The sequence below is a fragment of the Desmospora profundinema genome (genome assembly GCF_031454155.1).
Taxonomy (GTDB): domain Bacteria; phylum Bacillota; class Bacilli; order Thermoactinomycetales; family DSM-45169; genus Desmospora; species Desmospora profundinema.
Map to the genome: position 1 here is coordinate 213,329 of NZ_JAVDQG010000001.1, position 12,966 is coordinate 226,294.

General features: G+C 54.0%; 11 protein-coding genes. All 11 read left to right on the plus strand.

The features are described 5' to 3' along the window. Nucleotides 1–211: 211 nt before the first annotated feature. Complete coding sequence (locus tag JOE21_RS00940) at nt 212–4,507, plus strand: PolC-type DNA polymerase III (RefSeq protein WP_309861188.1); 4,296 nt, start codon at nt 212–214, stop codon at nt 4,505–4,507. 349 nt (nt 4,508–4,856) lie between these two features. Continuing rightward, nucleotides 4,857–5,318 carry a ribosome maturation factor RimP gene (gene rimP, locus JOE21_RS00945; protein ID WP_309861192.1) on the plus strand — a complete coding sequence of 154 codons (462 nt, stop codon included), beginning with the start codon at nt 4,857–4,859 and terminating at the stop codon, nt 5,316–5,318. A gap of 21 nt (nt 5,319–5,339) precedes the next feature. Next, nucleotides 5,340–6,494 (plus strand): transcription termination factor NusA, encoded by a 1,155-nt coding sequence (gene nusA, locus JOE21_RS00950; RefSeq protein WP_309861195.1) that lies wholly within the window; start codon nt 5,340–5,342, stop codon nt 6,492–6,494. Nucleotides 6,495–6,537: 43 nt separating this feature from the next. Beyond that, nucleotides 6,538–6,816 carry an RNase P modulator RnpM gene (gene rnpM / locus JOE21_RS00955; protein ID WP_309861198.1) on the plus strand — a complete coding sequence of 93 codons (279 nt, stop codon included), beginning with the start codon at nt 6,538–6,540 and terminating at the stop codon, nt 6,814–6,816. Next, complete coding sequence (locus JOE21_RS00960) at nt 6,809–7,111, plus strand: YlxQ family RNA-binding protein (RefSeq protein WP_309861201.1); 303 nt, start codon at nt 6,809–6,811, stop codon at nt 7,109–7,111. The genes rnpM and JOE21_RS00960 overlap by 8 nt, the downstream gene beginning before the upstream one ends. 50 nt (nt 7,112–7,161) lie before the next feature. Then, complete coding sequence (infB, locus tag JOE21_RS00965) at nt 7,162–9,348, plus strand: translation initiation factor IF-2 (RefSeq protein ID WP_374709307.1); 2,187 nt, start codon at nt 7,162–7,164, stop codon at nt 9,346–9,348. Further along, entirely contained in the window at nt 9,345–9,635 is a 291-nt protein-coding gene (locus tag JOE21_RS00970; RefSeq protein ID WP_309861206.1) for a DUF503 domain-containing protein, read from the plus strand. The genes infB and JOE21_RS00970 overlap by 4 nt, the downstream gene beginning before the upstream one ends. Nucleotides 9,636–9,667: 32 nt before the next feature. Then, nucleotides 9,668–10,027 carry a 30S ribosome-binding factor RbfA gene (rbfA, locus tag JOE21_RS00975; RefSeq protein WP_309861208.1) on the plus strand — a complete coding sequence of 120 codons (360 nt, stop codon included), beginning with the start codon at nt 9,668–9,670 and terminating at the stop codon, nt 10,025–10,027. Beyond that, nucleotides 10,008–11,000, plus strand: a complete 993-nt coding sequence (locus tag JOE21_RS00980) for a DHH family phosphoesterase (RefSeq protein ID WP_309861211.1) — start codon at nt 10,008–10,010, stop codon at nt 10,998–11,000. The genes rbfA and JOE21_RS00980 overlap by 20 nt, the downstream gene beginning before the upstream one ends. Then, nucleotides 11,000–11,908, plus strand: coding sequence for a tRNA pseudouridine(55) synthase TruB (gene truB, locus JOE21_RS00985; protein ID WP_309861213.1), 909 nt, complete (start codon nt 11,000–11,002; stop codon nt 11,906–11,908). The genes JOE21_RS00980 and truB overlap by 1 nt, the downstream gene beginning before the upstream one ends. A 5-nt stretch (nt 11,909–11,913) precedes the next feature. Continuing rightward, nucleotides 11,914–12,870 carry a bifunctional riboflavin kinase/FAD synthetase gene (locus JOE21_RS00990; protein ID WP_309861216.1) on the plus strand — a complete coding sequence of 319 codons (957 nt, stop codon included), beginning with the start codon at nt 11,914–11,916 and terminating at the stop codon, nt 12,868–12,870. The last annotated feature ends 96 nt before the right edge of the window (nt 12,871–12,966 follow it).

The following is a 12,966-nucleotide window of genomic DNA, read 5'->3' on the forward strand; positions in this document are numbered from 1 at the left end:
TAACATCGCTTCCCCATTTTTCCGATTGCTCATCATTTTCCACAAGTTGAATAATGGAACTGTCTTGAGGAGTGTATCGAACTTTTTCTGTGTGATGTATGAAGCCTATTTTTCACGTTTTTTCCGGGAAACCTCCTCGTCCCGGATGTTCCTTTCTGGTAGACTCGTATAGAGGAAAACGAGAGACAGAGGAATGGGTTGGGGTGATGGTATGTCGATGACAGCGATCCAGCGGGAGCGCTGGGAAGCGGTAATGAAGCGGGCGGAGCTGTCTGATGAATTGGCTACATATTTTAAAGATGCTTCGATTGAAAAGGTAAAAGTGAGCCGGAAGCAAAAGACGTGGTCTTTTTATCTCCGGCTTTACGCCCCTGTTCCTCCCAACGTGTTGCTCGCCATGCAGGAGCGGGTGGCAGATGCGTTCCGCCCGATGGTAAATGTCCAGTTTGTGGTCCGTTATGAGCAGGCGGATTTGGCGCAGTTGATGGAAATGTATTGGCACTGGATCCGGAAGAAAGTGGCGGAAAACCTGTCTCCTTCAGCGGCGGGCTGGCTTACCCGTGCCCAGTGGAACATGGAGGGATCGTCTCTCACCCTCTCCTTTCCCAGTCAAATGATGACTCAGATGGCGGTGGCCAAGCAACTGGACCAGGTGGTTTCCTCCTTATTTCAAGAAGTGTCCGGAACACGGATTCAGGTGAAGCTGCAGGTGGATGCCTCTTCGGCTGCACAGGAACAATTCCGGGAGCAACGGGAAGAGGAAGAGAAGAAATTGGTTCAGGAAGCCATGGTCTCTCTCGAGGAATCGGCTCCTCCTTCGGTAGATGGAGGAGCGGATGCGGAGGGGCCGATTGCCATCGGGTATGACTTTAGAGACGAACCCATCTTGATCAAAGAGATTACCGATGAAGAACGGCGTGTCTGCATCAAGGGAAAGGTGTTTAAAGCCGAGGTGAGGGAGCTTCGGAGCGGACGGACGCTTCTTACGTTCAACGTGACCGATTACAGCGACTCGATTGCGGTGAAAGTGTTCGCCCGCGACAAAGAGGACGCCGCTGTCCTGTCCCGGCTGAAAGACGGCATGTGGGTAACGCTCAGGGGTTCGGTTCAATATGACACGTTTGCCCGGGATTTAGTGGTGATGGCCAACGATATCCGCGAGGTGGAACCCTACCGGCGGATGGACACCGCTGCCGAAAAGCGGGTAGAATTACACCTTCACACGGCGATGAGTGCCATGGATGGGGTATATGATCCGGCAGAGATGGTGAAGCGGGCGGCGGAATGGGGCCACCCCGCTGTGGCGATTACGGATCATGGGGTTCTCCAGGCGTATCCGGATGCGTTTTCTGCCGGCAAAAAACACGGGATCAAGATCCTTTATGGTTTGGAAGCGTTTGTGGTGGATGACGGTGTTTCCGTGGTGATGAACGAGGAAGAGCGGGTGTTAAAAGAGGATACCTATGTCGTTTTTGATGTGGAGACGACGGGTTTGTCGGCGGTGCACGACGTCATTATCGAACTGGCTGCCGTCAAAGTGAACAACGGAGAAATCGTCGACCGCTTTGAAGCTTTTGTCAATCCCCACCGGCCGCTGTCGGCCACCATCACGGAGCTGACCAGCATCACCGATGACATGGTGAAGGATGCACCGGACCTGGATGAGGTACTGCCCCGGTTTTTGGACTTTATCACCGGTACGGTGCTGGTGGCGCACAACGCCCGCTTCGATATGGGATTTTTGCAGGCGGGATCCAAAAAGATCGGTCGTGAACCGGTGGCCAATCCCGTGATCGACACGTTGGAACTGGGGCGTCTTCTCTATCCGCGGCTGAAAAATCATCGCCTTAACACGTTGTGCAAGCAATTTGACATCGATCTGACCCAGCATCATCGTGCCATCTATGATGCAGAAGCAACGGGTTATCTCCTGTGGAAGATGCTGGAGGACTGTATCGAACGCGGGTTGGAGCACTTGGATCGATTAAATGAGTTGACCGGGGAACGGGACGTCTCCCGTCTGCGGCCTTTCCATGCGATTGTCCTGGTAGAGAACTACACCGGGCTGAAAAACTTATATAAAATGGTTTCCGAATCGCACCTGAACTACTTTCACCGCACGCCTCGCATTCCCCGCAGTCTCCTGCAGAAATACCGGGAGGGACTGATCGTCGGGTCCGGCTGTGAAAAGGGGGAGCTGTTTGAGGCGGCATTGCAGAAGTCTCCGGAAGAAGTAGAGGAAATCGCTCAATTTTACGATTATCTGGAGATTCAGCCGGTGGAAGTCAACCGGCATCTGGTTATCAAGGAACTGATAGATAGTGAGGAGCGTTTGCGGGAGGCCAATCGGCTGCTGGTGAGGATTGGGGAAAAGCTGGGCAAGCCGGTGGTGGCTACCGCTAATGCCCATTATTTAGATGAGTGGGATGCCCACTTTCGGGATATCCTGGCGTTCAACCAAACAGGGGGGTTCCGCAACAGCGGGCCGCTCTCCCCGGTTCACTTCCGAACGACGGATGAAATGTTGGAGGAGTTTTCTTACCTGGGTGAGAAAAAAGCCTTTGAAGTAGTGGTCACCAATCCGCGCGCCATCGCTGATCGCGTGGAGGAGTTAAAACCGTTCCCCGACGATCTCCACACCCCGATTATTGAAGGGGCCGAGGAGGAGCTGCGCCAGATCTGTTATGATACGGCCCGGTCCACCTATGGCGATCCCCTGCCATCGATTGTGGAGGAACGATTGGAAAAAGAGCTGGGCAGTATCATTAAACACGGGTTTGCCGTCATTTATCTCATCTCTCAGAAGCTGGTGGTCAAATCACTGGAAGACGGTTATTTGGTGGGTTCCCGTGGCTCTGTCGGCTCCTCGTTTGTGGCCACCATGAGCCATATTACCGAGGTAAACCCGCTTCCGCCCCATTATGTTTGTCCTTCCTGCAAACAGAGTGAATTTATTACGGACGGGACGGTGGCTTCCGGGTTTGACCTTCCCGACAAAGCGTGTCCGGAGTGCGGCACTTCCATGAAGAAGGACGGACACGATATTCCCTTTGAAACCTTTCTCGGGTTTAAGGGGGACAAAGTGCCCGATATCGATCTTAACTTTTCCGGGGAGTATCAGCCCCAGGCCCACAAATACACGGAAGAGCTGTTCGGTAAAGAGTATGTATACCGGGCGGGTACCATCTCCACCGTTGCACAGAAGACGGCATTCGGCTATGTCAAGAAGTATGAGGAAGAGAAGCAATTTCAGTGGCGCAGCGCCGAGATCGATCGGATGGTGGAAGGGTGCAGCGGAGTCAAACGTACCACCGGGCAGCATCCGGGAGGGCAAATGGTGATCCCGCAAAATATGGAAGTGTTCGATTTTACTCCAATCCAACGGCCCGCCGACGATGTCAAATCGGAAACGATCACCACTCATTTTGATTACCACGCCATCAGCGGCCGATTGTTGAAACTGGATATTCTGGGCCATGATGATCCGACGGTGATTCGGATGTTGCAGGACTTGACCGGAGTGGATCCACAAACCATCCCGGTGGACGACCCTGAGGTGATGAAGCTCTTCTCCAGTACGGAATCGTTAGGCGTCACCCCGGAGGAAATTGGGACGGTGACAGGCACCTTGGGGATTCCCGAGTTCGGGACGCGGTTTGTCCGCCAGATGCTGGAGGACACCAAGCCGACCACTTTTGGTGAGTTGGTGCGGATTTCCGGATTGTCCCACGGCACCGATGTGTGGCTCAACAACGCTCAAGATCTCGTCCGCAAAGGGACTGCGGTATTGGCTGAGGTGATTTCCACCCGCGACGATATTATGGTTTATCTGATCTACAAGGGCATGGATCCCTCCATCGCCTTTAAATTGATGGAAAAGGTGCGGAAAGGAAAAGGATTGACGGAGGAAGAGGCGGAGTTGATGCGCAAGCACGATGTGCCCCAGTGGTATATCGACTCCTGCCGGAAGATCAAATACATGTTCCCGAAAGCCCATGCGGTCGCTTATGTGTTGATGGCGGTACGGATCGCTTGGTTCAAGGTGTATCACCCCATCGAATATTACGCCACTTATTTCACTGTGCGGGCCGATGACTTTGATGTGGAGTTGGTGTTGAAGGGGAAAGATGCGGTAAGGAAGGCGATTGCTGAGATTGAGGAGAAAGGGGTGACGGCCAGCCCCAAAGAAAAAGGGCTGTTGACCGTGTTGGAGTCGGTGCGGGAGATGTTGGCACGGGGATTGACATTCCAACGAGTCGATTTGTACCGATCTGACGCCACCCACTTTAAAGTGGACGGAAACTCCCTGATTCCCCCGTTTTCATCTGTTTCCGGAGTCGGGACCAACGCTGCCAAAAACATTGTGGCCGCCCGCAAAGACGGTGAATTTCTCTCGATTGAAGACTTAACAAAGCGGGCACGGGTCACGAGTGCCGTCGTGGAAGTGCTGAAGCGGCTGGGCTGTTTGGAGAATATGCCGGAAAGCAATCAACTGTCCCTTTTCTAACGGATAAACTTGATTTGTAAATTTTGCGGCGGTGTGACGGTTGTGTTATGATGGCAAATGGGAATACTCTCCACTTCCTACGTTTAAATCGTGGGGAAAATGTTGTAAACTGATTCTGAACGGGCTGCTCGGGAACGAAGTACCGTTTAAAAGGCTCCATCGATGTTGCGTACCGTTCCGCAAACGCATCGGTGGTCACGGGGACGCGCCGCATGATGGCGTTGTCGTTCACAATCTTTTTGGCTATACTAATGGAGAATGTCCGGCCGAAAAGAGTGGGTTTCTGCCCACTCTTTCCCTTTGTATCCAGATAGTTGTGGGGCATCCCCCATTAAAGGAGGGACACGCATTGAGTCGCAAGGTACTTGAGGCTGTGGAAGAACTGGCAGATCCAATTTTGAAAGAAGAAGGATTGGAATTGTATGACACGGAATTCACAAAGGAAGGGAAGAGTTGGTTCCTTCGTGTGTATATCGACCGACCGGAAGGTAAAGTGGACCTGGACGACTGCAGCCGGGTGAGTGAGCGGCTCAGTGCAGAATTGGACCGGTCGGATCCGATCAAGGGCGGTTATTATTTGGAGGTCTCTTCCCCGGGGGCGGAACGCCCATTGAAAAAGGACAGCCATTTTCAGCGCGCTGTCGGTGAACGCATTTTCCTGACCACCTTTGAAGCCATTGACGGCCGTAAGAAATTTGAAGGGATTTTGGAAGCGTACACCAATGGACAGGTCACACTGGACCTGGACGGGGACCGGGTAGAAATCCCCAGGGAAAAAGTGGCCAAAGCGCGACAAGTCCTTGTGCTTTAATCGAAGGGAGGAGAAATGGCGATGAATGCTGAGTTCATCGACGCCCTAATCCAGTTGGAAAAAGAGAAGGGCATTCGTAAAGAGGTATTGATCGAGGCGATTGAAGCCGCCTTGATTTCGGGGTATAAGCGAAACTTCAATTCCGCTCAGAACGTAAGGGTGGATATCGACCGGGATTCAGGGAGAGTCCGCGTTTTCGCCCGGAAAACCGTGGTCGATGAGGTTCTCGACCCCCGATTGGAAATCTCTCAAGATGCCGCCAGGGATATCAGCCCCTCTTACCAACTGGGGGATATCGTCGAAATAGAGGTGACTCCGGCTGATTTTGGAAGGATTGCAGCCCAGACGGCCAAACAGGTGGTCACCCAGCGAATTCGCGAAGCGGAGCGGAGCATCATCTACGAAGAGTTTGTCGACCGCGAAGAGGATATTGTGACCGGTGTGGTACAACGGTCCGACAACCGTCATTATTATATTGACTTGGGTCGGGTGGAAGCGTTGTTGCCTCATGTGGAGACGATGCCGGGAGAGCGCTTTAAACACAATGATCGCGTCAAAGCGTATATCACCCGTGTCGAAAAGTCGACCAAAGGTCCTCAAGTATTCGTTTCCCGAACCCATCCGGGTTTACTGAAACGCCTATTTGAGTTGGAAGTTCCTGAAATATACGAAGGAATTGTAGAGATTCGTTCGGTTGCTCGGGAAGCGGGTTACCGTTCCAAGATCGCTGTTTCCAGCAGGGATGAACAGGTGGATCCCGTGGGGGCATGTGTCGGCCATCGGGGCATGCGGGTACAAACGGTAGTCAATGAGCTGCGTGGTGAAAAGATCGATATCGTTCGCCATTCAGAAGAAGCGGTTGAGTTTGTCTCCAATGCTCTCAGTCCTTCCAAGGTGGTTAGTGTCGATATCCAGGAAGGTGAAAAAGTGGCCCGTGTAGTGGTACCGGATCACCAGTTGTCTCTGGCGATCGGCAAAGAGGGTCAGAATGCCCGTCTCGCGGCCAAACTGACAGGTTGGAAAATTGATATCAAGAGTGAGTCGGAAGCGCTGAAAGCGGAGGAAGGACAGGCGGAGAAAGAGCTGGCGGATGTTTCTGCAGAACCGGAGTCGATGAACGAGGATGTCATCGAAACCGATCCGTTGGCAAACGAGCGTTCTGCCGATGAAAAATAACCAGTCCTGAGGTCTCCTGTGGGAATCTGGGGAGGTGGATGGGTTGAAAACGCGTAAAGTGCCCATGCGTAAATGTGTGGCATCCCAAGAGATGTTTCCGAAAAAAGAGCTGATTCGCGTGGTTCGTACACCGGAGGACGAAATCCTGATCGATCCGACAGGAAAGAAGTCCGGTCGTGGCGCCTACTTGTGTGCCAAACCGGAATACGTGGAATTGGCCCGGAAGAAAAAAGCACTGGACCGGGCGCTGAAGACGAAAGTAAGCGATGAAGTGTACCAGCGCTTGGAAGCGTATATGATGACGGGGGAGCTCGATGGGTGATTGGTTGAATCTTCTTGGCTTGGCTATGCGGGCGGGAAAAGTGATCACAGGGGAAGAACCGGTACTGCGGGCCGTTAGAAGCGGTGGTGCCGCCTTGGTGATTCTCTCCGCTGATGCCGGCCCCAACACAAAAAAGAAAGTGTCCGATAAATGCGCATCATACCGGATTCCCCTTATTCAGGTCGGAACGCGGCAAGAGTTGGGCCGTGCCCTGGGTAAAGCGGAACGGGTGGTGATTGCTGTCACCGACCCGGGTTTTTCCCGCGCGATTGGGAACCGGGTTTCCAGCCATTGACGGGGGTGAGCGATTTGTCGAAAATCCGCGTATACGAGTACGCTAAAAAAATGAATATGAGTAGTAAGGAAGTTTTGACCATCTTGAAACGGATGGATATGGATGTCAACAACCACATGAGCGTCATGACCGACGACATGGTAAAGCAAGTGGAAAAATTCTTCAAAGATGTGAAGCAGGGGGCGGAGAAAACGAATACGAAAACGAAAACAGCAACCGAGACGAAACAGCAAGAGAGAAAACCTCGGGAAGGCCAGGGGAATCGGCAGACACAAGGTCAAGGAAATCGACAGACGCAAGGCCAAGGAAACCGACAAGCACGCGGGAAAAAAGGGCCCGGTGCCGATAATCGGGGAAAAGGCGCCAATAACAAAGGAGCCAACAATAAAGGTGGCGGCAACTTCCGCGGCAAGCGCGGCGGACGTGATCGCCGTGGCGGTCGCAGAGGCGGACGGGGCAATCAAGCGCCGAAGCAAGCGCCGGTACTGCCGACTCAGATTGAAGTGACCGGTCCGATAACCGTGAGCGACTTGGCCAAACTCTTGCGCCGGGAAGCGTCGGAGTTAATCAAAAAGTTGATGGGATTGGGCACCATGGCCACCATCAATCAGGAAATCGACGTCGATACGATTATCCTGGTGGCCGGTGAATTTGGAGCCAAAGTGGAGTACAAAGAGATTATCGATGAATCGGCCTTTGAAGAGCAGGTGGAAGAGGATGCTCCTGAAGATTTGAAAGAGCGCCCTCCCGTGGTTACCATTATGGGTCACGTCGACCACGGAAAAACCACATTGCTTGACACCATTCGTGAAACCAAAGTGACGGCCGGTGAAGCAGGCGGGATCACCCAGCACATTGGAGCGTATCAGGTAGAGATTAACGACAAAAAGATCACCTTTTTGGATACACCGGGACACGCGGCTTTTACCACCATGCGTGCTCGCGGTGCCGAAGTGACGGATATCACGATTCTGGTGGTGGCGGCCGATGACGGTGTAATGCCCCAGACGGTGGAAGCAATCAATCATGCCAAGGCGGCAGAAGTGCCGATTATCGTGGCTGTTAACAAGATGGATAAGCCGGAAGCCAACCCTGATCGGGTGAAACAGCAACTAACCGAGCATGGGCTGGTACCGGAAGAATGGGGCGGCGATACGATCTTTGTACCGGTGTCCGCCGTAAAAGGGGAAGGCATTGAAGATCTGTTGGAAATGATTCTGCTGGTCTCTGAAGTACAGGAATACAAAGCCAACCCGGATAAACGGGCCCGTGGGATCGTCATTGAGGCAGAGCTGGACAAAGGCCGGGGTGCCGTTGCCACCATTCTGGTGCAAAACGGAACGCTCCATATCGGGGATGCCGTAGTCGCCGGCAATTACTTCGGCAAAGTGCGGGCGATGGTGAATGACCGCGGCAAACGGGTGAAATCTGCCGGTCCTTCCACCCCGATCGAGATTTTGGGTTTGGCCGACGTTCCGGAAGCGGGAGATCCGTTCCTGGTGTTTGAAGATGAAAAGAAGGCCCGGGAAATCGCCGTCAAACGGAATGAAAAGAGACGCCAGGAGGAATGGGGAGCCAGCAGTCGCGTCACCCTGGATGATCTGTATAAACAAATCCGTGAAGGGGACGTGAAGGACCTTAACATCATCATTAAAGCAGATGTGCAAGGTTCCGCGGAAGCGTTGCGCAGTTCTTTCGAAAAGATTGACGTGGAAGGGGTCCGGGTCAACATCATCCACTCCGGTGTAGGAGCGATTACTGAATCCGACGTCATTTTGGCATCGGCGTCCAATGCCATTATCGTGGGCTTCAATGTACGCCCCGAACCCAATGCCCGTGCCTCGGCGGAGCAGGAGAAAGTGGATGTCCGCCTGCACCGGGTGATTTACAATGCGATCGAAGAAATCGAGTCCGCCATGAAAGGGATGCTGGATCCCGTATTCCGGGAGCAGATGGTGGGTCGGGCCGAAGTCCGGCAAACGTTCAAGGTTTCCAAAGTGGGTACCATTGCCGGCTGCTATGTGACCGAGGGTAAAATCGTGCGTGACGCCAAGGCCCAGCTGATTCGAGACGGGGTCGTGATCCATGAAGGGGATCTTGATACACTGAAACGGTTTAAGGATGACGCCAAGGAAGTTTCCCAGGGCTATGAATGCGGCTTAACGTTGAAAGGCTACAACGATATCAAGGAAGGCGATGTCGTTGAAGTGTTTATCATGGAAGAAGTGGAACGGTGAGCAAGATTGTGGTCGGCCTGCTGGAGTGCCGGTGCCGAGTCTGGGGTTCCACCTCGCTGAAGGACAAACGGAGAGCCGTCAAAAGCGGGCTCTCCCGAGTCCGTGGGCGGTTGGGTTTGTCCGCGGCGGAAGTGGGGGAACAGGATGATCGGCAGTGGGCACAAGTGGCAGTGACCGCGGTAAGCAATACCCGTGTATTGGTGGAAAAAGAATTAAAAGCGGCTCTCCACCTCTTGGAAGAGGTGGAAGGGTTGGAGATCATAGACGCCGAAATCACGTACCTGTGATGGTTGACGGAGGCGAGTAGGAGGTGTCGGCGATGGCACGCATTCGTGCGAGTCGTGTCGGCGAACAAGTGAAAAAAGTGCTGAGTCACGTATTGCAACAGGAAATGAAAGATCCCCGGATCGGGTTTGTCACGGTGACGGCGGTTGAAATGAGCGGGGATCTGCAACAGGCCAAGGTGTTCATCAGTGTGCTGGGCGGGGCGGAACAGCGCGAACAAACCTTGGCAGGCCTGGAGAAAGCCAAAGGATTTTTACGCACGGAAATCGGGAGACGCATCCAACTGCGCCATACTCCGGAGTTGATTTTTAAGTTTGACGAGTCGATCGAACACGGGCAACATATCTCCAAACTGCTGAAGGAAGTGAACCGGGATGACCGGGAATCGCAGTGACGATTGGCAGCAGGCAGCCTTATTTCTAAAAGAGGGAACGCGATTCCTGGTGGTTTCACATGTTCACCCGGACGGGGACGCTATCGGTTCCACTCTGGCTGTCAAAGCGATTTTGGATTTTCTGGGGAAGGAATCAGGTTTGACCAACGAATCCCCCGTTCCCTCCAAATTTCGGTTTCTGCCGGGGAGTGAGGCGGTGGTGCCGCCGCAAAATTTGGATGGATTCGCGTTTGACCGGGTTGTCGCTGTCGATGTGGCCGACCGAGGGCGGATGGGGGCGGTTTGGGAGCATATTACCGCCGATATCCCACTCCTCAATATTGATCACCATCCCACCAATGATCGGTTTGGGACGGTCAATTTGGTGGTGGAGGATGCAGCGGCTACCACCCAGATTCTGTTTCATTTGGCACGGAAACTGGATGTACCGTTTGATCGTGCCCTGGCCATTCCCTTGTATACCGGTTTGCTGACGGATACCGGCGGTTTCCGTTACTCCAACACCAATCCCGAGGTCATGGAGATGGCGGCTGCCTTATTGCGGCACGGGGTGGATGCGGGGCAGATTGCCGAGCGGGTGATGGAAACCCTCACCCGGGGACAGTTGGCCATCCTGCAGCGAGCCCTGTCCGATCTGCAGTTCACATCAGACGGACGCGTTGGCTGGATTTGGTTGACATGTCGTGATTTGGAGGAAGCCGAGGCGGAAGAGGACGACTTGGACGGAATTGTCAATTATGCCCGAAACGTGGCTGGAGTGGACGTGGGGATTTTGTTTCGAGAGACCGAAGCGGGGAATGTGAAAGTGAGTCTTCGTTCCCGGGAAATCGTCGACGTGGCCGCCCTGGCCCATTCCTTTGGCGGGGGCGGCCACGCCCGTGCCGCGGGATGCACGTTGTCGGGGAGCCGTGAAGAGGTGGAAAGTCAGTTGCTGGAGAAAGTGATGGCCTCCCTGGAGCAGGGGGGAGACTGATGCTGCATGGTGTTTTACCGGTAAATAAACCAAACGGCATGACTTCTCACGATGTGGTTTCCCAGGTGCGTCGACTTACCCGTCAAAAGCGGATTGGACATACCGGAACGCTGGATCCGGAAGTAAAAGGGGTTCTTCCTCTCTGTCTCGGACAGGCTACCCGGATTGTGGAGAACGTTCAGGAGATGCCGAAACGGTACCGCGGTTCACTGGTCCTGGGTGTCGCCACGGATACCGAGGATCAGACCGGTCGGGTGATCGAGGAAGCGGAGGTGGGGCCCCTCAGCCTGGAGCACGTGGATGATGTGTTGCGCCGATTTGTAGGGAAGATCCATCAAACTCCGCCCATGTATTCCGCTGTTAAGGTTGGCGGCAAACGCCTTTACGAATGGGCCAGGGAAGGCGTAGAGGTGGAACGTCCCACCCGGGAAGTGGTGATCCATCAATTGGAGCGCGTCGGGTTTGAACCGGGTGATCGGCCGCGCTTGGACCTGGATGTATGGTGTTCCAAAGGAACCTATGTGCGCACCCTCTTTGTCGATATCGGACGGGAACTGGGGGCACCTGCCCATCTGTCCGCATTAGTAAGAACACAGAGCGGGCCGTTTTCCCTACACGATTCCTGGTCATTGGAAGCATTGGAGAAAGTGGCGGAACAGGGAGATTGGAACAAGGTTTTAGTAAGTATCGGAGAGACCCTGTCCCATCTGCCGGCGGTGACGGTTACCGATGCAGACCGGAAACGGGTGGAAAACGGCGTTCCGCTTCCCTGGAACGGGAAACCGCTGGGAGCGGAGCCTGGAACCCGGTTTCGGATACTGACAGAATCCGGTCAATGTTGCGCGTTGTACCGCTTAATGGAAGATCAACCGGTCCTGAAGCCGGAAAAAGTGTTTCGGGTTAGGTGAAGCTGATGAAAACCATTCATTTGTCCCATCCCCATATTCCTGTTCCAGACGCAGCGCTTTCCATGGCGATCGGTTATTTTGACGGTGTTCACCTAGGACACCAGGCTGTCATTCAGCGGGCCGTTCAAATGGGAAAATCATTAAATGCACAGACAGCAGTGATGACATTTGATCCCCATCCCCGTGAAGTGTTGGGGAAGGGCGGGGTTACCGACTATCTGACACCCCTTTCCGAAAAGCTGGAGCAGTTTAGCTGCCTGGGTGTGGACCGGGTCTATGTGATGCGGTTTGACCGGGAGTTTGCCGCCAAAACTAAAGAAGCGTTCGTTCGGGATGTCTTACTCCCGCTGAATGTCCGCGGAGTGGCTGTCGGCTTCAATTTTAACTTTGGCCGTGGTGCGGAAGGTAAACCCGATGATCTCTCCCGTTTGGGAGAAGGTCGGATCCAGGTGGAGGTGGTGGGTCCGGTGGACCGAATCGGTCTTCCTGTATCCAGCACCCGCCTGCGGCAGACACTGGATGAGGGACGGGTTGAGGAGGCCGCTACGATTCTGGGGCGCCCGTATTCCCTAGCCGGACGGGTGGTCGAGGGGGACCGGATCGGACGGACGATCGGCTATCCCACCGCCAATCTGTCATTGGAAGAACCGTACCGGATTCCCGCCACAGGGGTTTATGTGGTGGAGGTGTTACGGGGAGAGGCGACATTGGCCGGCATGATGAATGTGGGTTATCGGCCCACCTTCACCGATTCGGATCCTTCCCTGCGTCTGGAAGTCCATCTGTTTGACTTTTCAGGAGACCTGTACGGGGAAGAGTTGAAGGTGGCGTTTCTCCACCGTTTACGGGGGGAAGAACGGTTTGGATCGGTAGAGGGATTGATGGACCAGTTGCGAACCGATGAAAAAAATGCCCGCGTCTGGTTATCCCGGCAAAGGGGAGAGTCCTCATTTACTTCTTAATGGAATTTATGCTATACTGTTTGGGAATCAGAGGGGCCGCCAACTGTAGCGGTCCCCTTTGATGAGGCGGGGCATTCCCGCACAACCCTGGCTCGG

Coding starts and splice junctions, on each gene's coding strand:
- infB (WP_374709307.1), top strand. CDS start 7,162: ATGAATATGAGTAGTAAGGAAGTTTTGACCATCTTGAAACGGATGGAT.
- JOE21_RS00980 (WP_309861211.1), top strand. CDS start 10,008: ATGACCGGGAATCGCAGTGACGATTGGCAGCAGGCAGCCTTATTTCTA.
- truB (WP_309861213.1), top strand. CDS start 11,000: ATGCTGCATGGTGTTTTACCGGTAAATAAACCAAACGGCATGACTTCT.
- JOE21_RS00940 (WP_309861188.1), top strand. CDS start 212: ATGTCGATGACAGCGATCCAGCGGGAGCGCTGGGAAGCGGTAATGAAG.
- rbfA (WP_309861208.1), top strand. CDS start 9,668: ATGGCACGCATTCGTGCGAGTCGTGTCGGCGAACAAGTGAAAAAAGTG.
- JOE21_RS00990 (WP_309861216.1), top strand. CDS start 11,914: ATGAAAACCATTCATTTGTCCCATCCCCATATTCCTGTTCCAGACGCA.
- JOE21_RS00960 (WP_309861201.1), top strand. CDS start 6,809: ATGGGTGATTGGTTGAATCTTCTTGGCTTGGCTATGCGGGCGGGAAAA.
- nusA (WP_309861195.1), top strand. CDS start 5,340: ATGAATGCTGAGTTCATCGACGCCCTAATCCAGTTGGAAAAAGAGAAG.